The organism is Phenylobacterium sp. (assembly GCF_041919955.1).
In the GTDB taxonomy this organism is placed as follows: domain Bacteria; phylum Pseudomonadota; class Alphaproteobacteria; order Caulobacterales; family Caulobacteraceae; genus Phenylobacterium.
In genome coordinates this window covers 23,855-44,484 of sequence record NZ_JAYRSU010000009.1, presented here as the reverse complement: position 1 = coordinate 44,484, position 20,630 = coordinate 23,855, and the positions used below count along the sequence as shown (strand labels likewise).

General features: G+C 67.1%; 16 protein-coding genes. 9 read left to right on the top strand and 7 right to left on the bottom strand.

The annotated features are described in order from the left end of the window. The first annotated feature begins 41 nt into the window (after window positions 1-41). A complete protein-coding gene (locus ACE3T2_RS09745; protein ID WP_374656934.1) occupies window positions 42-434 on the top strand; it encodes a hypothetical protein in 393 nt (130 codons plus the stop codon). On the opposite strand, the gene ACE3T2_RS09740 is transcribed toward ACE3T2_RS09745, so the two are convergent. Both ACE3T2_RS09740 and ACE3T2_RS09735 read right to left on the bottom strand, forming a co-directional pair. Continuing rightward, window positions 431-3,463, bottom strand: coding sequence for a TonB-dependent receptor plug domain-containing protein (locus ACE3T2_RS09740; RefSeq protein ID WP_374656933.1), 3,033 nt, complete (start codon window positions 3,461-3,463; stop codon window positions 431-433). The genes ACE3T2_RS09745 and ACE3T2_RS09740 overlap by 4 nt on opposite strands. 289 nt (window positions 3,464-3,752) lie before the next feature. Next, the gene (locus ACE3T2_RS09735) at window positions 3,753-5,534 is read right to left on the bottom strand and encodes a CIA30 family protein (RefSeq protein ID WP_374656932.1); all 1,782 of its coding nucleotides are present in this window, start codon (window positions 5,532-5,534) and stop codon (window positions 3,753-3,755) included. A 238-nt stretch (window positions 5,535-5,772) separates the two neighbouring features. Here ACE3T2_RS09735 and sppA point away from each other — a divergent pair, with 238 nt between their 5' ends. Further along, window positions 5,773-7,548: a signal peptide peptidase SppA gene (gene sppA / locus ACE3T2_RS09730; protein ID WP_374656931.1), complete on the top strand. Its 1,776-nt coding sequence runs from the start codon at window positions 5,773-5,775 to the stop codon at window positions 7,546-7,548. Between the two features lie 9 nt (window positions 7,549-7,557). On the opposite strand, the gene ACE3T2_RS09725 is transcribed toward sppA, so the two are convergent. Next, window positions 7,558-8,592 (bottom strand): retroviral-like aspartic protease family protein, encoded by a 1,035-nt coding sequence (locus tag ACE3T2_RS09725; RefSeq protein WP_374656930.1) that lies wholly within the window; start codon window positions 8,590-8,592, stop codon window positions 7,558-7,560. A gap of 94 nt (window positions 8,593-8,686) precedes the next feature. On the opposite strand from ACE3T2_RS09725, the gene ACE3T2_RS09720 reads away from it, so the two are divergent. Both ACE3T2_RS09720 and ACE3T2_RS09715 read left to right on the top strand, forming a co-directional pair. After that, the gene (locus tag ACE3T2_RS09720) at window positions 8,687-9,859 is read left to right on the top strand and encodes a 2OG-Fe(II) oxygenase (protein WP_374656929.1); all 1,173 of its coding nucleotides are present in this window, start codon (window positions 8,687-8,689) and stop codon (window positions 9,857-9,859) included. Window positions 9,860-9,920: 61 nt separating this feature from the next. Further along, the gene (locus ACE3T2_RS09715; RefSeq protein ID WP_374656928.1) at window positions 9,921-10,715 is read left to right on the top strand and encodes a sulfotransferase domain-containing protein; all 795 of its coding nucleotides are present in this window, start codon (window positions 9,921-9,923) and stop codon (window positions 10,713-10,715) included. A gap of 125 nt (window positions 10,716-10,840) precedes the next feature. Here the strand turns inward: ACE3T2_RS09715 and ACE3T2_RS09710 are convergent, their stop codons facing one another. After that, the gene (locus ACE3T2_RS09710) at window positions 10,841-13,948 is read right to left on the bottom strand and encodes a TonB-dependent receptor domain-containing protein (RefSeq protein ID WP_374656927.1); all 3,108 of its coding nucleotides are present in this window, start codon (window positions 13,946-13,948) and stop codon (window positions 10,841-10,843) included. Window positions 13,949-14,549: 601 nt separating this feature from the next. Between ACE3T2_RS09710 and ACE3T2_RS09705 the strand changes: the two genes are divergently transcribed. The 4 genes from ACE3T2_RS09705 to ACE3T2_RS09690 are packed head-to-tail and all read left to right on the top strand — an operon-like array spanning window position 14,550 to window position 16,940. Further along, window positions 14,550-15,077 carry a hypothetical protein gene (locus ACE3T2_RS09705; RefSeq protein WP_374656926.1) on the top strand — a complete coding sequence of 176 codons (528 nt, stop codon included), beginning with the start codon at window positions 14,550-14,552 and terminating at the stop codon, window positions 15,075-15,077. 22 nt (window positions 15,078-15,099) lie between these two features. Next, window positions 15,100-15,510 carry a TIGR01244 family sulfur transferase gene (locus tag ACE3T2_RS09700; RefSeq protein ID WP_374656925.1) on the top strand — a complete coding sequence of 137 codons (411 nt, stop codon included), beginning with the start codon at window positions 15,100-15,102 and terminating at the stop codon, window positions 15,508-15,510. Window positions 15,511-15,564: 54 nt separating this feature from the next. Continuing rightward, window positions 15,565-16,170 carry a TetR/AcrR family transcriptional regulator gene (locus tag ACE3T2_RS09695; RefSeq protein WP_374656924.1) on the top strand — a complete coding sequence of 202 codons (606 nt, stop codon included), beginning with the start codon at window positions 15,565-15,567 and terminating at the stop codon, window positions 16,168-16,170. Window positions 16,171-16,181: 11 nt separating this feature from the next. Then, a complete protein-coding gene (locus tag ACE3T2_RS09690) occupies window positions 16,182-16,940 on the top strand; it encodes an SDR family oxidoreductase (RefSeq protein ID WP_374656923.1) in 759 nt (252 codons plus the stop codon). A 43-nt stretch (window positions 16,941-16,983) separates the two neighbouring features. Here the strand turns inward: ACE3T2_RS09690 and ACE3T2_RS09685 are convergent, their stop codons facing one another. Further along, a complete protein-coding gene (locus tag ACE3T2_RS09685) occupies window positions 16,984-17,145 on the bottom strand; it encodes a hypothetical protein (RefSeq protein WP_374656922.1) in 162 nt (53 codons plus the stop codon). A 66-nt stretch (window positions 17,146-17,211) separates the two neighbouring features. Here ACE3T2_RS09685 and ACE3T2_RS09680 point away from each other — a divergent pair, with 66 nt between their 5' ends. After that, a complete protein-coding gene (locus ACE3T2_RS09680) occupies window positions 17,212-18,108 on the top strand; it encodes an MBL fold metallo-hydrolase (protein ID WP_374656921.1) in 897 nt (298 codons plus the stop codon). 3 nt (window positions 18,109-18,111) lie between these two features. Here the strand turns inward: ACE3T2_RS09680 and ACE3T2_RS09675 are convergent, their stop codons facing one another. Next, window positions 18,112-18,462, bottom strand: coding sequence for a hypothetical protein (locus ACE3T2_RS09675; protein ID WP_374656920.1), 351 nt, complete (start codon window positions 18,460-18,462; stop codon window positions 18,112-18,114). Between the two features lie 74 nt (window positions 18,463-18,536). Continuing rightward, window positions 18,537-20,381 (bottom strand): long-chain-fatty-acid--CoA ligase, encoded by a 1,845-nt coding sequence (locus ACE3T2_RS09670; RefSeq protein WP_374656919.1) that lies wholly within the window; start codon window positions 20,379-20,381, stop codon window positions 18,537-18,539. Between the last annotated feature and the right edge of the window lie 249 nt (window positions 20,382-20,630).

Genomic DNA, 20,630 nt, shown 5'->3' with positions numbered 1-20,630 from the left:
GGCGATGATCGGGGCCATAGGCAACCCTCGGAGACCTCGTCTTGCGCAAGCGAAGCGCCGTTCTGGAGGCCCTGGAGCGTCTGCGCGACGTCAATCCCGGCTTCACCCTCGGCCAGATCATGGCCCTGCTCTACGTCGCTGACGAAGAACAGCCCCTGCCCCTGGTCGACCTGCGCAGCCGGCTGGACATCAGCCCCAATCTCGCCTGGCGGACAGCCGAGGCGCTGCGAGGGGCCGACGGCGAGACGGCCGCCCTGATCGAGGCCGCGCCATGGGGCGGTCGCAAGGCCGGCGCGCTGCGCCTGACCGCGGCGGGCGAACAACTCGCCCGGCTGCTGGACGACATCATCGCCGACGCCCAGCCCATCAAAGAAAAGCCGGCCGGCCCCTGGGGGCCGGCCGGCGTTGCGTCCGAATTGTCGATCGCGTCCTAGAAGGACTTGCGGACGCTGACGTACCAGTAGCGGCTGTAGGGCTGATACAGCGACCCGAGGTAGCCGTTCTCCGATTCCACCGGCGGCTTCTCGTCGGTCAGGTTGCGCACGCCCAGGCGCAGGCGGGTGTTGGCCGCCAAGCCCTCGGTGAACTCGTACTGCCCATAGAGGTTGGTGGTGATCTGGGAGTCGACGATCCAGGCCTGACCGGCGCTGTCGCGCAGGCCGGTGTCTTCGACGTCGCCGATGTACTGGGTGAAGGCGCCCACGGTCCACTGGTCATAGGACCAGGTCGCCGAAGCCGACCACTTCCACTCCGGACGGCCATCTTGGCGGACCTGGTCGCCGCCGCCGGTGATGGTGGTGCCGGGGTTGATCTTGCCCGCCTCACGCGCCGCCAGCAGCGCGCCGATTTCCGGCGACGGCGAGCGGTAGAACTTGATGAGGTGCGCAGCGTTGAAGTTGACGCTGAAGTCGCCCCATTCGGTTCCGCGCAGGTTCCACATGACGCCGATGTCGAGACCGCGCGCTTCCTGCGGCTGCAGGTTGCGGTACTGGTCTTTGACATACAGCACCTGGCCCACCGGGGTCAGGCCGGTGCCGGCGAACATGGCGATATCGTCGGCGGTCGCGGCGGCGCGAACGACGTCAGGGTTCGACGAGCCGTTCAGACGGGCCAGATAGTCCGCGGTCAGGGCGTTGCCCTCGCCGAACAGACCCACGATGCCTTCCTGCTTCACGCGCCAGTAGTCGACGGTGAAGGTGAAGCGGCCGAACTCCTCCGGCACGAAGCGCGGCTCGTAGACCACGCCCATGCCCCAGGTTTCCGATTCCTCCGGCTTCAGGTCCGGATTGCCGGCCCGCTGGGCTGTCGTGCTGCCCGAGCGCGAGCACGCGGCGAAATTGGCGATCCGGCCGGCACGCAGATCCGCCTCGCAACGGATCCAGTCGGTGCGAGTGTTGGAGCGAGTCACCAGGGTGGCGTTCACCTGCTCCAGGTTCGGCGCCTTGAAGCCCTGGGCCCACGAACCGCGGAAGCGCAGGCCGTCGATCACGTCCCAGGCGAAGGCGAACTTCGGCTTGGCCACCTCGCCGGCGTCGCTGAAGCTCTCGTAGCGGCCGGCGAGCTGGGCCTCCAGGTTCCGGACGAACGGAATTTCCATGTCCGGCGAGACAATCGGGATCGCGAACTCGGCATAGGCTGAGGTCACGGTGCGCGAGCCCTTGGTGTCGGGCGACGGGCTCGAACCGATCAGGTCGTTGCCATAGGTGACGCCGGTGACGATGTCGGTGAACTTGATCGTTCCGTCGAGGCGCGCGTCCCGGTCGTCCTTCTGGGTTTCACGACGGAATTCGACGCCGGCCGCAAAGCCCAGGTCGCCGCCCGGCAGGGTGAAGAGATCGACCTTCGAGACCTTGAAGTCCGCCAGGGCCAGCGAGCTGGTGTTGCGGCGGATGGTGCGAACCTTGATCGCGTCGATCGCAGCCTGCGAACTGGGCGTGGCGTCGCCCACGCTCGGATTGTTCAGCGAGCCGCCATTGAACGGATTGTAGGCGTCGGGCGTGGACAGGGCGAGCTGCTTCTGGAGCAGGGTCGCGCTGATGCCGTCCGACTGGTCTTCGACCTCGGCCTTCGAGTAGAGCAGCGCGCCTTCCCACTTGAAGCCGAACTTCTCGCCCTTGAGGCCGGCGAGGAAGCGCCACTGGTTGTTCTCGACGTCAACCTTGGTCGGCCCGACGTCGGCGAAGTTGTACGAGGTGATGGTGACCGGCGCGCCCGCGGCCGAGATGTTCAGGCCCGGCAGGCGGTTCGGATTAGCCTGGCCGTTGGCGAACACGGCCTGGCCGAAGGGATTCCAGTAGTTCGAGGTCGGCACCGTGATCGGCAGCGACGACAGGGTCGCGGTCGAGGTCTGGGTCGCATGGGTGGTGGCGGTGTAGTAGCCGACCTCGCCGAAGAACCGCAGGTTCTCGGTGATGTCGTACTTGCCGGTCAGGAACAGGTTCACCCGCTTCAGCTCGGGAATGACCGTCGTGTTCCAGGCGTTGGTGTCGAAGCGGAGGTCACGATCGGCGCCGCTGACCGCAGCCGAGCCGTCGTCGAGGCAGGTCCCCGAAACGAACGCCACCTGGCAGCCGCTGAAGCCCGCGGGTTGGACGTGGAACGCGCCGGCGCTGGAGGTGATGGCCACGCCGTTCTGACGCACCGTACCGACGCCCGTGGCGGTGAAGTTGCCCCACGGGTTCTGCGAGACGCGGCCATCGAGCGACGCTGCGCCCTCGAAGCGGGTGCCGATGAACAGCGGACGCTTGTCCGCCGAGGCGGTATAGTCCTGATCGAAGGCGTTCAGCGCCGTTCGGCTCGTATAGTTGGCGAACAGGCTGATGTTGCCGCGGCCTTCCTGGAAGTTGCGGCCCGCCTGGACGTTGATCTCGCCCTCGCGCAGGTGGGTGCCCTCGGCCCCGCCGTACTGCGCCTCGACCGTCAGACCGTCGAAGTCGTCCTGCAGCACGGTGTTGACCACGCCGGCCACGGCGTCCGAGCCGTAGAGCGCGGCCGCGCCGTCGCGCAGGACTTCCAGGCGCTTCAGGCCGTTCACCGGGATGGCGTTGGTGTTGTAGGTCAAGACCGGCACCAGGAAGTCGTCGGCGCGGCTGGTCGGGTGGGCGACGACGCGGCGGCCGTTGAGCAGCACCAGGGTGTTGCCGACGCCGAGGTTGCGCAGGTTCACCGAACCGACGTCGCCGCGAGCGCTGTTGCTGGAGTTGGGCAGGTAGCTCGAGTTGAAGCTGACGTCGCCCATCTGCGGGATCGAGCGGAAGAGGTCGTCGCCCGAGGTGGCCGCGACGCTGTCCAGCTGGGCCGCATCGACCACGGTGACCGGCAGGGCGGCCGTGACCTTGGCGCCTTCGATCTGCGAGCCGACGACGACGATTTCCTCGACCGTGCCGTCTTGGGCGGCGGCCGCGCCGCCGAAGGACAGGGCGCCGAGCGCCGAGGTCGCGAGCATGGCGTTGCGCCAGGACATGCGAGATTTCATAGAGGACACCCCCACAACTATTGAGTGCATATTATCCAGATGCGCCAAAACTACTCAGGCCTGGAATTGCGCGCCAAACACACGATACGCGACGCAACGTCATCTGAATAATGGCTCAGGAACACTAGAATAACATCAACTGTGTCAATTAAGACACCCATCGAAGGAATGCCGCCGATGACGCGCGATGAACTATACAATTACTTAAGCACGACCGATCACGCCCGCAGAGCGAGCGCGATCGAAATCGTTCACTTAGGTCCGACCGCCGAAGCAGTCAGAAGAAGCTGACGTTGTCGATCTCGACCCACATCTTCGCGCCGGCCGGTCGGCCGCCATCGATGGTCACTTCCAGCACGTCGTCGCCCGTCCACGGGCCGGCGCCGGCCCCCCCGCCGGCGCCCCGCGTGAGCGCAGCGAACGGGACCTCGACCGTCTTCCATTCCGCCGCAGAGCCGACCTGGGCTTCCCAGCGGCCGTTCAGCGTGTTGACGCCGAGGTCGTAGGCGTCGCCGTCGCCCCGGATCTCGAAGCGCACGCCCTTGAAGGCGCGCACGTCGACCGGCTCGACCGAACCGCGGCTGAGCGGGATGACGACGCCTGCGTTGGCGTTGTCCTTGGCCGACATGCGCGCCGCAATGCTGAGCGCGTGGTCGGCGGCGGTGCGGTTGATGACCTGCGCGACCTGCACGGTGCGGTCGATGCCGCCGTCCATGTCGTCCATGCGCAGGGTGTCGTAGTTCGAGCGGTCAGCTTCGAAATCGTCGATCATCGCGCCCTTGGCCTGGATCACCGGCATCGACTTGGCGGCGTTGGCGGCCGGCAGTTTCGTACCCGGGCCGTGCACCTGTACGCCGTCCACAAAGACCCGGTCGGTCTTGCGCACGTCGCCGATGGTCTTCCACGGCTCGCCGGCGATGAGCACGATGTCGGCGCGCTTGCCCGCCTCGATCGTGCCGCGGTCGGCGAGTTCGCCCAGCACCTTGGCGCTGCTCGCGGTGCCCGCGATCAGGGCCTGCGACGGCGTCAGGCCGGCGCGGACCAGCAGTTCCATCTCGCGCAGGGTCGAGAGGCCGTGCGGCGTGCCGGGCATGCCGGCGTCGGTGCCGAGCGCAATGGTCACGCCCGCGTCGTGCAGCGCCTTCACGTTGTGAAGCGCGTAGCCGAACTTCACCTCGCTGCGGCGGCGCGCCTCGGCGCTCATCGTCCCGTCCTTGGCCGGATCGTAGACCGCCAGAGTCGGGGCGTAGGCGGTCCCGCCGGCCTTGATCGCATCGATCGTCGGCTGGTCGATCTCGCGGTCCTGCAGGCTATGGGCGATGACGTCGACCTTGGCGCGGCCGGCGATCGCCCCGCGATCGACCGTGACGGTGTGGGTCAGGACCTTGAGGTTGTTGCGGTGCGCCTCGTCGACCAGGGCGCTGAGCGTACCTTCGTCCATGCTGGTGTTGTCGGCCGAGGCGCCGTAGCGCCAGCCGTCGGCGAACGCCTTGATGAAGTCGGGCTTGTACGGAACGAGCGCCTTGACCTCCATCCGCGCGCCCTGAGGCGAGTTCACCCACTTGGTGGTGGCGCGGTCGGCCCAGTCGGCCCCGTGGCCGCCCGGCGTGCTCATCCGCGCCACGAAGTTCACATGCGGCGAAGCCATCGAGGCGATCCAGCGGCGGCGCGGCTCGAACGATTCCGGCTGCTGGTGGAAGTCGTTCACGGTCGTCACGCCGGCGGCGATGTAGGCGTTCGCGATCTCCGGCGAGATGCGCGGGGTCCCGCCCGGGGTCCAGTGGGTATGGACATCGAAGAAGCCCGGCAGCAGCGCCTTGCCCTTGGCGTCGATGACCACCGCGCCGCGCGGCGCCTTCACCGACGGCCCGGCCGCGGCGATGCGCCCGTCCCGGATAACCACGGTCCCGCGATAAGGCGCAGCGCCCGTCGCGTCGAATACGACAGCGCCGACGATGGCGACCGGCTTGTCGGCGGCGGCGGCGGGAAGCGCGGCCAGAATCGCGCCGCCGAAGGCCAGGATCGCCGCGGACGGCGGGAGGGTACGCTGTGAACTCAAGACATGCCTCGGATCGAAATTCTTGGCGCCCGGCGCGCCGACGCACTGCGGGCCTATGTGGCCAAGACGCAGTCCGCCCATGATCCCGCACTCGCCGCGGAATCTTTTTTTACATGCCGGGACAGTGCGCCCCCTCGACAGCGCCGCGGGCGACTGCGATGGGCTCCCCAAGGTCTTCATTCCAACTCAACTCGCGCCCATGTAGCCTAGGCGCGCACTCCCCTCCGGCGGATCTTCAATGAAGCAATTCCTCACCACCATGGCCGGCGTCTTCGCAGGCCTGGTGCTGTTCCTCATCGGCGTGCCGTTCCTGCTGATCGTCATGGCCGCCGGAGCGACCAAGCCCGCCCCGACGCCGGCCCACGCCGTGCTGGAACTGGACCTGCGCGATCCGCTGACCGACCAGGACCCGGTCAACCCGTTCGCCTCGATCGGCCGCCGCTCGATGTCCGTGATGTCGGTGATCGAGACCCTCGACCGCGCGGGCAAGGACGGCAAGGTGAAGGCGGTGCTGGTGCGCCTGCCCGAAGGCGGCATGGCACCGGCCTCGGCGGACGAGATCCGGCTCGCCCTCAAGAAGTTCCGCGCGACCGGCAAGGCGGTCTACGCCCACAGCCAGGGGCTCTATCCCTCCGGGATCGTGACCTCCACCTATATGGTCGGCGCGGCCGCCGACGAGTTCTGGATGCAGCCGGGCGCCTCGCTGCAGGTCACCGGTATTTCCAGCGAGGACGTGTTCCTGAAACGCTTCTTCGACAAGTACGGCGTGAAGGTCGATTACGAGCAGCGCTACGAGTTCAAGAACGCGGTCAATCCGTACCTCTACAACGACTACACGCCCGCCCACCGCGAATCCCAGCTGTCCTGGATGGGCTCGGTCTATGGCGCCAGCCTGCTCAACGCCGCCGGCGACCGCAAGCAGGAGCCGCAGACCCTTCGCGCCAGCCTGGAAGGCGGCCCCTACCAGGCCGAGGACGCGCTGAAGCTGAAGCTGATCGACAAGGTTGGCCAGGTGAAGGAGATCGAGACGGCCGTGCTCGCCAAGGCCGGCAAGGGCGCCGAGTTGGTCGAGTTTGAGAAATACATGCGCTCCAGTCGCGAGCGCGTCGCCAAACCCGGCCCCGCCATTGCGATCGTCGAGGGTGAAGGCGCCATCGTCACCGGCCGCGACGGCACGGCCAATCCGTTCTCCTCGTCCTCCTCGATGTATTCAGACGACATCGCCGAAGCGCTCTACGACGCCATCGAGGACAAGGACGTGAAGGCGATCGTCTTCCGCGTCTCCTCGCCCGGCGGGTCCGATACCGCGTCCGAACAGATCCTTGCCGCCGTGCGCGCCGCCAAGGCCGCCAAGAAGCCGGTCGTGGTCTCGATGGGCACCTATGCAGCTTCCGGCGGCTACTGGATCTCCAGCGAGGCCTCGGCGATCGTCGCCCAGCCCACCACGCTCACCGGCTCCATCGGCGTGTTCGGCGGCAAGTTCGCCTTGGGTCCGGCGCTGGAGAGGTTCGGCGTCGACGTGCGCCAGCTGAATGTCGGCAGCGACTATGCCGGCGCCTTCGGGACCGGCAGCGAGATGACCCAGGCCCAGCGCGCCGCCTTCGCCGGTTGGATGGACCGCATCTACGAGAATTTCGTCGCCCGGGTGTCGGAAGGCCGCAAGCTGCCGGTCGAGCGAGTCCGTGAGATCGCCAAGGGCCGGGTCTGGACCGGCGTCCAGGCGCGCGAGCTCGGCCTCGTCGACGAGGTTGGCGGCTTCTACCAGGCGGTCGATAAGGCCAAGGCCCTGGCGAATCTCTCGGGAGATGTGCGGCTGAAGCGCATGACCACCCAGGTCTCGCCGTTCGAGGCCCTGGAAAGCGCCTTCGGCGTTTCGGCCACCTCGATCCGCACCCTGGCGGCCGCCGCCTGGCTCATGGGCGACCCGCGCGCGCAGAGCGTGCTGGACCAGATGGCCCAGGAGCGGATGCGCAGCTCCGGCGCGATGGTCCTCGCGCCCACGCCGGTCAAGTAGCGCCGCGGCCTATCCCGGGCGACGCAATGCCCGGGACGGCGTGCGGAACAGCACCCGCCGATTGGCGAAGTCGAGCTCGATGGCTTCGAAGTGCCGCATCACGTCGATCCCGATCAGGATCGCCGGGCGGTCGTTGAGCTCCCAGAGCTTGAAGATGTGCAGGTCGGCGAACACCGCCGAGAGATTGCCGACGCTGAGGCCGCCCATGCGCAGGGGCGGCACGGTCGACAGTTCGCCCTGGGCGCGCTGGCCGGTGGCGCTGATCAGTTCGACGATGGAGACCTGGGCGGTCAGGGCGAAGGGCGTGACCTTGAGCTGCTCGTGCAGCTTGAGATTGCCCACGGTGTTCTGCGAGCCGGAGTCAAGGAAGGCCGTCACCGGCACCCCGCCCATGTCCGCATCGATGATGATGAGTTGGCCGAACCGATAACGGGCCGGGACGATCACGACGTTGTCGATCGCCGCGAAGTCTGCAGCGTTGTCGCGGATGCGGCTGTCGGAGGCGTTGCGGTTGGTGCGCGCCTCCTCGTCCGGCTTGCCGATGGTGAAGGTGTTCTGGCGGAAGTCCATGGCCACACGCCGGTTCTTCAGAACATCGACACCCAGCAGCCCGTCGGCGCCCAGCCGGGCGCGTTCGAGGACGGGGGCGCGGAGGCGTGCCGAGGTCACACGGCCGACGTCGAGCCGGCCGATGAGCACCGTCTCGGACGGTTCGACCCCGGCGATGCCATGGATCTGCGCCTTGCCCGCCGCCGGCATGGCCAGGGCGGTCGCCAGCTCCCGCGACACGACCGTGCGATTGGCGCCGGTGTCGATGACGAAGTCGAAAGGGCCGTGACCGTTGATATGGACCGGCGCCGTCATGCGCCGCGCCGAGTCCGCCGCCGACCCGAGCTGGGCGGTGTCGTCGGCGGCGGGCGGCGCCTGATCGGCAAGATTGACGAGAACGGGCGGCGCGAGCCGTTCGATCGTGGTCGCGCAGCCGGCGGCCAGCCCGGCCCCGATCACGGTGATCGCACTACGGCGATTCAGTCTTGCGTTCACGAAAGTCTCCCCTGTCCCGAGATGCCACGCGGACAGCTCGGCGCAAATCGAAAACGCCGTGCACTGAGGTCGCGCGAGACGCTAGAACAGCGCCATGAGCATTACCTACGACCAGCTTCTCGCCGCCGCCGAACGTGGCGATCCGGCCGCCCAGGACCTGCTTGCCCAGGTCTGCGAACAGAACGGGCGCCTGGACGAGGCTCTGGCCTGGTGGATGAAGTCCGCGAAGGCCGGCTTTCCTGCGGCGCACGCCAAACTGGGCCTGTGGCAGCTGGTGGGCTTCAAGATTCCGCAGAACCTTGCCGACGGCGTGGCCCGCATCGTCGCGGCCGCGAACGCCGGCGACGAGTTGGGGCTGCGCCTCGCCACCGTCATCGACGCCGGCGGGGTCGGAACAGCGCGCAACACGCCGCGGGCTCTGTCGTGGCTGGTCAAGGGCGCCAAGGCCGGCGACGCCCATGCGGCCTGCCAACTGGGCCTGCTGACCGGTCTCAAGGGCCCCAACGCGCCCCTCGCCCAGGCTGCGATGGCGGTCGCCGCGGCCGACGAATTCGAGCCGGCGCGGCGCATTCTGGGCCACGCGCCCGCACGCCCCTCCAGCGTGAACTGGGACGTCCTGGAAACCACGGCTGACCTGTCGGTGTTCGAGGCGCCTCTGCGGCGCGAAGTGATCAGCGACGCCCCGGCGATTTCGATCGTTCACGATCTCCTGCCCGGCTGGCTGTGCGACTATGTCGTCGCCATGGGCGAGCCCGCCCTGCAGCGCGGCATGATCGTCAATGAGACGGGCGGCGAGAGCGTCGAGGACGTGCGCTCGAACCGCGTCATGCACTTTGGGCTCGCGGACAGCGACCTGCTGCTGGAACTGATCAATCATCGCCTGGCCGAGGTCGCGGGCCTGCCCACCGAGAACGGCGAGGGATTGGGCGTACTGCACTATGCGCCCGGCGAGCGCTACGCGCCTCACGTGGACTACATCCCGGAAACGCCGGCCAACGCGCGCCACCTTGCCGAACGCGGCCAGCGGATCCGCACCGTCCTGGTCTATCTCAACGAAGACTTCGAAGGCGGCGCGACCGAGTTCCCGCGGCTGGACCTGAAGTTCAAGCCCGCCAAGGGCTCGGCGCTGGTCTTCGACAGCGTTACGGCCGACGGGTCGGTCGATCCCATGACCCTGCATACCGGCGCCCCGCCGACCAGCGGCGAGAAGTGGATCATCTCGAAGTGGTTCCGCACCCGGGCCCTGCGCCCGACGTCCGCCGGCTGAACGCCATTTCCATCGGGCGGGCGAGCCGGTAATCCAAGACACTGAACCTACGGAGGATATCGTGCTCGCGGCGAAGGTGATCAGCAGGCCCGACACCCTGGGCGCCGAGGTCCAGCGGTTCTCCCAGACGCCGCTGCGCCAGACCGCGTTCCTGAACAGCGTGCCCAAGTGCGGGACGCACCTGCTGCGCAACATCGTGCGGATGTTCGTCCCGGCTCAGCAGCACTACGACCGCGAGTTCCTCCAGATCCCGAACCTGGAGCAGCACAAGGCGGCGCTGCATCCGCAGCGCCCCATGTTCAGCGTCGGACACATGCTGTTCGCGGACATGTCTCTGATGGCGCTGAAACACGCCAACAACGTCGTGCTGGTCCGCGATCCCTATGACTACGTGCTGGCCCGGACCCGATTCAACCTGTCCGACCAGTTCGACCACCCGCACCAGAACCACCTGAAGAACGGCGCAGTCAGCGTCGAGCAGATGATGAATCTGGTCATTTTCGGAATCCCCGGCCGCGGGCCGGCGCTGCGCGAGGTCTTCCTGTTTCACGCCGTGGCGTGGATGGGGACCGGCGTCCACGTCGTACGCTACGAGGACATCGTCGCCAACCTGAAGGCGTTGGATACGCCGGCGGCGGAAATGTTCTTCGCCCAGTTGCTCGCCGCGTTCGGCATAGCCGCCCTGCCCGCCGACTGGCGCGAGCGGGTCCGGATCGGTTCGGATCGCAAGCACAGCGCCACCGCGCGCGAGCACCTGTCGAGCGGCCAGACGATTCCGGAGATCCTGCCGGATACGCAAAAGCAGCTGGTCGATCACATGGCTCCGGGCCTGCGAGACCTGCTCGGCTACGCCTGAGCCTCTCAAGACGTTCGATATGACGACGCGCGGTCTGCGGGCCGCGCGTTTTTCTTTGCGCCTGACAGCAAAAGGGCGGCGGACCGAAGTCCGCCGCCCCAGAGCCGTTAGGGTTCAGGCTGTTCTTAGAAGCGCAGCTTGATCGCGCCGAACACGCGACGGCCAACCACGTCGTAGGTCGACGGATCGGTGCCCGACTGAACGTTCGGGGCGTAGACTTCCGGCTTCTTGTCGAAGGCGTTGTTCAGGCCCAGCTTCAGCTCGACATTGTCGGTGACAGCCCAGGTGCCGGCGAAGTCCCAGTACCAGACAGCGTCCACGCCCGTGAACTCGGTCTCGCCCGGGAACTCAACGTCAAGACGGTTGTCCATGGCGCCGATGTAGCGGCCACGGGCGTTGATCTTGAAGTCCTGGAACAGCGACCATTCGGCGTTCACCGTCGCCTTCCACTTCGGGAAGCTCGTGCCGAGGCCGGCGCCGAAGTAGGAGATGGTGCCCGCGAAGTCGAGCTCCGGCACGCCGGCGATCGGATCCTGCTGCTTGAACTCGATCACGTGGGTGATCAGGGCGTTCACACGGACCGAACCCCACTTGGAGTCGGCGCCCAGCCATTCGGCGTCGAAGCCCCAGTCGAACTGGAAGTCCAGGCCGCTCGACTGCTGCTTGCCGCCGTTGCTGTTGGCGAACAGACCGTCCGCATCAGCCGGGTTGTAGACCCACAGGATGTCGCCGCCGCCACGGAAAGGCCCTTGGCAGTTCGCGTTGTTGATGTCGTAGGTCGGGTTGGTGCCGTAGTAGTTGAAGCACGCGGCCACGATCTGGTTCGGGGTCGGGGTCAGGATCGCCTTGTCGATCTTGATGTTATAGTAGTCGACCGAACCTTGCAGGCGCGACAGCCACTGGTTGTCCCAGGGCGAGCGCCACACGATACCGGCGGTGAAGGTCTTGCCTTCTTCCGGCTCGAGGTCGAGGTTCCCGGTCAGGTCCACGCCGATCTGCGAACCTGGGGTCTGCACGTAGTTGCCAATGGCGCTGGCGCCGACACCCTGCGCGAGGCAGAGGGCGGTGACTTGAGCGGCGTTGGCGCCCTTACGAGCCTGGCTGGTGACCGAGCAGGGGTCGAAGTACTGCGGCGACGAGCCGCCGCCCGCGAACAGTTCCGAGAAGTTCGGCTCACGCACCGAGCGCTGATAGGACATCCGCGCGCGCAGCAGGTCGTTGATGGTCCAGTTCAGTTCGCCCTTGTAGGCCCACGAACCGCGCGGACCGACCGAACGGCCCGTCAGCTTGTCGGCGAATTCGGCTTCCGAGTAACGGGCGCCGAGCGACAGTTCCAGGTTCTGGATCCAGGGTTGATCCTTGACGATCGGGATCAGGACTTCGCCGAACACGTCCTTGAACGAGTTGGTGCCCTTGTCGGGATCCTGGGTGTTGGCGCCCGAGATCGGGCCGGAAGCCGCGCCCGGATCGAAGTCGTATTCGAAGCCGCGGTATTCGACGCCGAGCACGAAGGACAGGTCGCCGGCCGGCAGTTGGTAGATCGGGCCAGTGACGAACGCCTGGGCGATCTGCTGCTTCATCTCGGTCGACAGCGTCGTCTGGGCGGCCAGGTACTCACGGCAGGACGCCGAGATCGGCTGGCGGCCGAAGATGTTGAAGCCGCCGTCGCAGACGCTCTTGCCGCCGTCAGCGGCTTCCAGGAGGCCTTGCAGACGCTGGGTGTTCAGGTTGCCGGTCTGGGTTTCGTCGATCTCGGTGCGGCCTTCGGCCACCGAAGCTTCGAAGGTCAGGCCGGTGTCGCCGATCGGGCCACGCACGCCGGCCATGAACTGGACGACGGTGTTTTCGAAGCGCGATTCACGCAGGCCAAGATCCAGCGAGCGCTGACGCATCAGGAACGGTTCGGCGGCGCCGGCGCCAACCAGGCGAGGATCGTCGCCGGTCCGCGACGCCAGCAGCGTGCGCAGGTCGTTCGGGATGAAGGGGTTGGTCAGCGGAACGACGATCTGCTGAGCGATCTGGCAAGCCGCGTTCGGGTTCGTCCCGGTCGGGCAAATCGTGTTGACCAGGGCGGACTGAACGTCGGTGGAACCAGCGGTCGTCGGGTTACGCGTGTTGACGGTCGGGAACGGCGTCGGCGCCAGGGCGGTGACGGCGGTGTATTCGGTCCAGCCGGCGTTGACGAAGAACTCGATGCCGTTGTCCAGCTCGTAGTTCGTCTTGAACATGAACGAATAACGGTCCATCGGCAGGACCAGGATGTTCACGTAGTCGAAGTTATAGCTGTACAGATCCGGGTACAGCGACTGGTTCACCGCGCCGTCGATCGGATACTTGAAATTCTGGACGTCGAGCGGGTTGTTGAACACGCCCTTGTAGAACAGCGAACCGTCCATGTTGAAGCCGAGCGTGCCGGACCCGAGGCCAATCTTGTTCGACGCGACGCCGTAGCCGGCGAAGACGGCGTCCAGGGCAGCCTTGGTCGGCGCGTTGCGCGCATCCCAGAACAGCGCGCCTTCCGGCAGGAAGGAGGTCGTCGAGGTGGCGTTCTGCGAGAATTCGCGTTGCGACTTCAGCAGGCTTTCACGGAACGAACGGTCGAAGCCGAACACCGCGTTGCCCTTGCCGTCAGCGAAGTTGCCGCCGACCACGAGCGAAAACTGGTATTCCTTGGCGTCCCAGTTTTCGGTGGCGTTCGAGTAGTTGGCGCGGAAGTCGATGCCTTCGAAGTTCGTCTTCAGCTTGACGTTGACCGCGCCGGCGATGGCGTCGGCGCCGTAGGCCGCACCGGCGCCGCCGGTGATCACTTCGATGCCCTCGATCAGGGCCTGCGGAATGGTGTTCAGGTCGACCGTCATGGTGTTCGCGGACACCATCGGACGGCGGCCGTCGACCAGGACGACGTTACGGTTCGCGCCGAAGCCGCGAAGGTCGATGTTCGACTGGCCGTTGTTGCCGGGGTTGTTGGAGGTCGAGCTGCCCGCCGGGTTAACCTGCGGCAGGGTGTTCAGGTACATGTCGAGCGTGACGTCGGCGTTGGCGACGGTGGCGTCGCCGGTGACGGTCGCGATCGGGCTGTTGGCCACGTAGTCCTGACGGACGATACGCGAACCGGTGACGACGACTTCCTGGACTTCCTGTTGGCTCTGCGCGCTGGCCGGGGTGGCCGCGATGGCCGCAAAGGCCGCACCGCAGATCATGGAAGACGCCAGAAGGCGTTCCCGCGTGGTCATGGTTTTCAAGGTCTAGATCCTCCAGCGGCCCACCTACCGATCGGCGGCGATGCCAGCTCCCCACAAAAGGTTCGGTCCCGGACTCGTGGTGAACCCGGTTACGTCGGAGTTACGGGTCATACGTCAGAGGGGTCAACGCTGATTAAACTCTCGCAATGTTGTGGACGCCAACCTGTCGCATTCTGGTCACAGATTGTGCCGCCAGAGGGCTGCGGCGCACGTTTCTTCCCTTTTTGAGCAACAGGTTTGACGCCGGAAATCTCCATCCGATTAAGGCGTCGGTAACACATGCCGTATCCCGGCGCCGCAGCCGGCTCCCGCCCGGCGCGCGGGTTTTTCCCTGCCCGCATAAGTAGATAGTCTCAATTGCAACCAAACCGGGGGGCGGATCCGGTCGCAGGCCTCGGCCGCACGCCGAGGCGGTGAAGACGTCCGGACGGAGGGAGCCGACGAACGAGGTCGGACGATCCGCTACGCCATTTTTTTGCGCGCCTTTCGCCATCAGGCGGTTGCGACCGGCTGCGAGGCGGCTGAAATCCGCAGTTGCCGAGGCCCGGCCGCCCCCTATCAATAGCCAAGTTCAAATCAGAGGTTCCGCAGGATGCACATTCCTTCACGCGCGCTGCTCGCCGCCGGCGCGGCTCTCGCCTTGACGGCCGCCGCCGCTTGCGCAGGGGCCGAGGAGCGGCCGGCCATGCTGAAGAGCCTGATGGACTGCAAGACCAAGACCGATTCCGCCGAGCGTCTCGCCTGTTACGACGCGGCCGTCGGCGCCCTCGATGTCGCCGAGCAGAAGGGCGACATTGTCGTGGTCGACCGCGAACAAGCCAAGGCTGTGCGCCGCCAGGCCTTCGGTTTCACCCTGCCGTCGCTGGCCATGTTCGAGCGCGGCGAGAAGACCGAGGACCTGGACAACGTCTCCCTGGCGATCGAGCGCGCCTATCGAGGCGGCGACGGGAAATGGACCTTCGAGCTGGAGGGTGGCGCGGTCTGGGCGCAGAACGACAACGAGGCCCTGTTCCGCGAGCCGAAGAAGGGCGCCAAGGTCGACATCCGCAAGGCGTCGATGGGCAGCTACTTCATGAATGTCGACGGTCAGCGCGCCATCCGCGCCCGCCGCGTAAAGTAACCCGTATCTAGCAGGCCGCCCCATGACCGAATTCCGCCGCGTCACCGATCAGCTCTCCGTCTCGCCCCAGATCGCCCTGGACGACCTCGCCCGCGCGGCCGGCGACGGCTTCAAGCTGGTGATCAACAACCGCCCCGACGGCGAGGAACCTGGCCAGCCGACCAGCGCCGAAGTGGAGGCCGCCGCCCGCGCCGCCGGGCTGGACTATGTCCACATTCCGGTCCGAGGCGGCCCGACCCCCGACCAGGTCGAAGCCAACTACCGAGCCGTCGAGGCCGCAGGCGGGCCGGTCCTCGCCTTCTGCCGCTCAGGCACCCGTTCGATCGTCACCTGGTCGCTAGGCCAATTCCAGGCCGACGAGCGCACACGCGACGAGCTGGTCGAGCTCGGCGCCCAGGCCGGCTACGACCTCTCGGGCGCCTTCCCGCGCTAGACTTCCGAATCGGTACTTGACGGTACCGAAATTCCTGCGGCCGGATGGGTACCGATGGGTACTCGAATTGAAATCCGGCCGGTCGGGCGGCCGCGCAACGATGAAGCGACCGGGGCGATCCTTTCGACGATGCTCCGGCTGCTGGCCGAGCGCGGCTATCACGGCGCCAGTACAGGCGCGCTTGCGGCCGCGGCACGGGTCAGCAAGGCGACGATCTATCGTCGCTGGCCAAGCAAGTTCGCGCTGGTGGCGGCGGCGATCCAGCACGGCCTGGCCCTCTCCGCCCATGCGGTTCCGCTGACCGGCGACGTCCGCGCCGATCTGGTCGGCGTGATGAGCGCCAAGATGGCCGCGCTGGGTCAAGGCCTTCTGGGCCCAGCCATCCGGGCCGTGGTCTCCGAGGCGGCGCAAGAGCCGGAGCTCTCGACCGCCCTGCGGCGCATGACGGACCAGCTTCGTGACGCCGGCCCGCTGCACGGGCTTGTCGTGCGCGCGCGCCACGAGGGCCTGCTGCCCCCGGATGCGGACATCGGCCTGACGCTCGACCTGCTGCTCGGCCCGCCGTTCTTCCAGTTGCTGGTGCTCCAGTCGCCGCCCCACCCGCAACAGGCCCGGGACCTGGTGGACCGCGTCCTGCTCCCTCGTCCTCACGTCGCCTGAAGGAATCCCGCATGTCTCTTCTGCGCCTCGCCGGCCGCACCGTGCTTGTCACCGGCGGCGCCCACGGCATCGGTCTGGCCCTCTCTCGCCGGCTGCTGGACGAGGGCGCCGAAGTCGTCGCCGTCGGCCGCAACCGCGAACGCGTCGCCCGCCTGGAGGCGCAGTTTCCAGGCCGCGCGCACGGCTGGATCGCCGATCTGTCGAAAGCAGCGGAGGTCGACGCCCTGGTTCGCGACCTGCCGGCCCTCCATCCGAACCTCTCGATCGTCGTCAACAACGCCGCAGTCCAGACGCAGACCGATTTCCTGAACGACGCGCCCGATGACCTGCGGGACCCATTGCAGTCGGAGATCGCCCTCAATTTCAGCGCTGTGGTCGCGCTCTCGACCGGCCTCCTGCCGGTCCTGAAACGGCGCCCGGCTCCGGCCATCGTCAACATCACCAGCGGCCTGGCATTGGCCCCCAAGGCCGGGGCGCCGGTCTACTGCGCGACGAAGGCCGCTGTGCGCAGCTTCACCAAGGCCCTGCGTTACCAGTGCGAGGACCGCGCGCCTCACGTTCACGTCGTCGAGGCGGTGATGGCCCTGGTCGACACCGACATGACCGCCGGACGCGGGCGCGGCAAGATCACGCCCGAACGGGCCGCCGCCGAGGTGGTCGAGGGCCTGAAGGCCGGACGCTCGGAGATCTACGTCGATCGGGCCAAGCTTCTGCGCACCTTGATGCGCGTCGCCCCCCGCGTCGGCGAGAGGCTGATGCGCGGCGGCTAGCTCGCCCGGCGCTTTGAGGGCTATCGGACCCGAGCGCCCTGGGTTACCGCTTCTGCTCCAGCGAAATCCGCGCCGCGCCCATGGCGACCGGTTCGGGCTCGCAGCTCGCCACGGCGAGCACCAGTTGCGCCGCCAGGAGACACAGCAGAGCAAAGGCCGCCCGCTGGAGCCGTTTTGATACATAAATCGCCGTGTCCGCCGCCATGACCGACCTCGCTCACCAATTTAAGGGGCGTAGCAGCAAGGCGGGCGCCGTTTCAGGATAGTCCCGATGATCCCTTATGTTCGCGAGATCCATTTCGAGTACGGCGCCTGCGACCAGGTCTCGCCGCTGATCCGGCGGGTGGTGGCCAACAATCCCGGCCCATTCACCTATCTGGGCACCGGCACCTACATCATTGGCAGGGGCGAGGTCGCGGTGATCGATCCCGGTCCCGATCTGCCCGAGCATCTCGACGCGCTGATGGCGGCGCTGGAGGGCGAGACCGTCACGCACATCCTGGTGACCCACCACCATTCCGACCATTCGCCGCTCGCCCGGCCTCTACAGGAGAAGACGGGCGCGAAGATCTATGGCTGCGCGGTCGGCGCAAAGGCCGGGGACTCCACCGTCATCACCGAGGCGGGCCACGACCTCGACTTCACGCCCGACGTCGACATCTGCGGCGGGGGGGCGGTGTTCGAGGGGCCCGGCTGGACGCTGGAGGCGGTCGCCACCCCCGGTCACACCTCAAACCACATCTGCTTCGCCCTGAAGGAAGAAAACGCCCTGTTCTCCGGCGACCACATCATGGGTTGGTCCACCACGGTCGTCTCGCCGCCGGACGGCGACATGACCGCCTATATGGAGAGCCTGGAGAAGGTGAAGGCGCGCGGTTTCGACGTCCTGTGGCCGACTCACGGCCCGCCGGTGCTCGAAGTCGCCCCGTTCATCGACGCCTATATCGCCCACCGCCGCGCCCGTGAGGCTCAGGTGGTGAAAGCGGTCGGCGAGGGCCACGGCCGGATCAAGGACATGGTGCCGGTGCTTTATGCCGAAGTCGACAAGCGCCTGTGGCCGGCGGCGGCGCGCTCGGTGCTGGGCCACATGATCGACCTGGTCCGCCGCGGGATCGTCGCCACCGACGGCGAGCCCGGCCTGGATAGCGACTATCGCCTGGCGAGCTGAGCCTCAGCGGAGCGCGAGCGCCGCCTGGGCTTGGGCCTGCTGCGCCGGGCCGTGCGCCTCGCGCTCCCAGACATAGGCGAACAGCGTCGCCGTGGTGATGACCAGGGCCAGCAGCGCCCGCAGCCAAAACCGCGAAAAGCCCGCGATCAGGGCGACCAGCACCCCGAACACGCCGGCCGCAACGCTGCCCAGAGCGATCTGGGGCGCGATGTCGAGCGCCAGGACCTGCACGGCGTAGGGATCGCGGAACAGGCCGAGGCGAGGCGCGAGCAGGCCGAGCGCGACCAAGGCCCCAGGCGCCAGAGCCATGGCCGTAGCAAGGTGCAGATAGATGTCGGCGAAACTGTGCGACACGGGTCGCCCGGCCGCGCGCCCTTTCGAGGGCGCGGTCGACGCCGCCCGAGCCGCGGCAGGCGGCTCAGCCGCTTTCAGCTCCGCCGAAAAGGGCGCACGGCTTCCGCCGGGGCCTCCCCTTGCGGGGGGCCAGTGCGCTTGGCGCTCGCGCCGCGATCCAGCGTCTGGTCGGGGCCCGGCGTCCAGTGCAGCCATGCGCCGTCGTCGTCGTGGTCCGGGTGCACGGCCGGCGCCGGCTCGGGCGCGTAGATCTTGGGCTCTGGCGTGGCCGCCAGGGGGACCGCGCTGGCCGCGGGGGCGGCCGGCAGGACGTAGTCCTTCATTCGGTCGCGGATCAGCTTCTTGTCGATCTTGCCGGTCGCGCCGAGCGGGATGTCGTCGACGAAAACCACGTCGTCCGGCGTCCACCACTTCGCGATCTTGCCTTCGAGGAACTGCAGGAACTCGTCGCGGGTCGCCACTTCGCCAGGCTTCAGCTTGACCAGCAGCAGCGGACGCTCGTCCCACTTGGGGTGAGCCACGCCGATCACCGCGGCCAGTTCAGCCTTCGGATGGCCGGCGGCGATGTTCTCGATCTCGATCGACGAAATCCACTCGCCGCCCGACTTGATCACGTCCTTGGCGCGATCGGTGATCTGCATGAAGCCGTGCTCGTCCAGCGTCGCCACGTCGCCGGTGTCGAAATATCCATCCTCGTCGAGGATCTGGCCGCCCTCGGCCTTGAAGTATTGGCCGACCACGAACGGACCGGAGACCTTCAGGCGGCCAAAGGTATGGCCGTCGTGGGGCAGCTCCTTCTCCTCGTCGTCCACCAGCTTGAGCTGGATGCCCAGGGGCGCGCGGCCCTGCTTCAGCTTGAATTGCAGTTGGGCCTCTGGGTCCATCTGCTCGATCGCCGCGTTCGGCGTCGCCTGGGTGCCGAGCGGCGAGGTCTCGGTCATGCCCCAGGCGTGGGTCACATCGACGCCGAACTCGTCGCGGAAGCCGCGCACAATGCTCTCGGGCACAGCCGAGCCGCCGATGACGACGCGCTTCAGGGTCGTCAGTTTGCCCTTGCTGGAGCGCAGGTGCTGCAACAGCATCTGCCACACCGTGGGCACGGCGGCCGAGAAGGTCACGCCTTCTGTCTCGAGCAGTTCGTGCACGGACGCGCCGTCCAGCTTCTGGCCCGGCATGACCAGCTTGGCGCCCACGGCCGGGGCCGAGAAGGCCAGGCCCCAGGCATTGGCGTGGAACATCGGCACCACCGGCAGCACCGTGTCGGTCGCCTTGATGCCCAACACGTCGGACCCCATGGTCACGAGCGTGTGAATGAAGTTCGAGCGGTGCGAATAGAGCACGCCCTTGGGATTTCCCGTGGTGCCCGAGGTGTAGCAAAGGCCCGCGGCGGTATTCTCGTCGAATCCGCCCCAGTTGGCATGAGGCGAGGCGTTCGACACCAAGGTTTCGTAGGCCAGGGCGCCGGGGAACTTGTCGCCCAGCGTCGCCTCGTCGGTCATGACGATGAAGTGCTTCACCGTCGGCATCTTGTCCCGGTTTTCCAGCAGCACCGGCAGGAAGGTCAGGTCGGTGAAGATCACCCGGTCTTCGGCGTGATTGATGATGTAGCAGAGCTGCTCTGCGAAGAGCCGGGGATTGAGCGTGTGGCAGACCGCCCCGATGCCCATGATCCCGTACCAGGCTTCGATGTGGCGGCCAGTGTTCCAGGCCAGTGTGGCGACGCGGTCGCCGGGCTGAACACCCAGGCCGATCAGGGCGTTGGAGACTCGCTTGGCGCGCTCGTGGATCTGCGCATAGGTCGTGCGCACGATCGGTCCCTCGACCGAGCGGCTCACCACTTCGCGGCCGCCATGCCAGGTCTTGGCGTGGTCCAGGATCTTATCGACCGTCAGCGGCCAGTCCTGCATCAAGCCTTGCATTTCAACTCCTCCCGACACGGCTTTTTATGAATGGCCGCAAGCTAGATTCACCAAGTGTGCAATGCAACGCGACGTAAACTGTCTGCGAGCGTTTGCATATCGCCGTTCGAGTTGGGGCGCGGCTTCCTAGCGATCCACGATGACGCCGCCGCGACGGCCCGGCGACGGATCCTCGCCGGGGCGCGCCTGCGTTGACTTTGCGCGCCTGGTCCTGTCGATGGGCCGGCTCTTCTGCGGGGCTTCGGAGAT

Bases quoted from the DNA above. Each gene is read 5' to 3' on its own strand.
- ACE3T2_RS09740 (WP_374656933.1), bottom strand. From the start codon at position 3,463: ATGTCCTGGCGCAACGCCATGCTCGCGACCTCGGCGCTCGGCGCCCTG.
- sppA (WP_374656931.1), top strand. From the start codon at position 5,773: ATGAAGCAATTCCTCACCACCATGGCCGGCGTCTTCGCAGGCCTGGTG.
- ACE3T2_RS09720 (WP_374656929.1), top strand. From the start codon at position 8,687: ATGAGCATTACCTACGACCAGCTTCTCGCCGCCGCCGAACGTGGCGAT.
- ACE3T2_RS09710 (WP_374656927.1), bottom strand. From the start codon at position 13,948: ATGACCACGCGGGAACGCCTTCTGGCGTCTTCCATGATCTGCGGTGCG.
- ACE3T2_RS09705 (WP_374656926.1), top strand. From the start codon at position 14,550: ATGCACATTCCTTCACGCGCGCTGCTCGCCGCCGGCGCGGCTCTCGCC.
- ACE3T2_RS09700 (WP_374656925.1), top strand. From the start codon at position 15,100: ATGACCGAATTCCGCCGCGTCACCGATCAGCTCTCCGTCTCGCCCCAG.
- ACE3T2_RS09695 (WP_374656924.1), top strand. From the start codon at position 15,565: ATGGGTACTCGAATTGAAATCCGGCCGGTCGGGCGGCCGCGCAACGAT.
- ACE3T2_RS09690 (WP_374656923.1), top strand. From the start codon at position 16,182: ATGTCTCTTCTGCGCCTCGCCGGCCGCACCGTGCTTGTCACCGGCGGC.
- ACE3T2_RS09685 (WP_374656922.1), bottom strand. From the start codon at position 17,145: ATGGCGGCGGACACGGCGATTTATGTATCAAAACGGCTCCAGCGGGCG.
- ACE3T2_RS09680 (WP_374656921.1), top strand. From the start codon at position 17,212: ATGATCCCTTATGTTCGCGAGATCCATTTCGAGTACGGCGCCTGCGAC.
- ACE3T2_RS09670 (WP_374656919.1), bottom strand. From the start codon at position 20,381: ATGCAAGGCTTGATGCAGGACTGGCCGCTGACGGTCGATAAGATCCTG.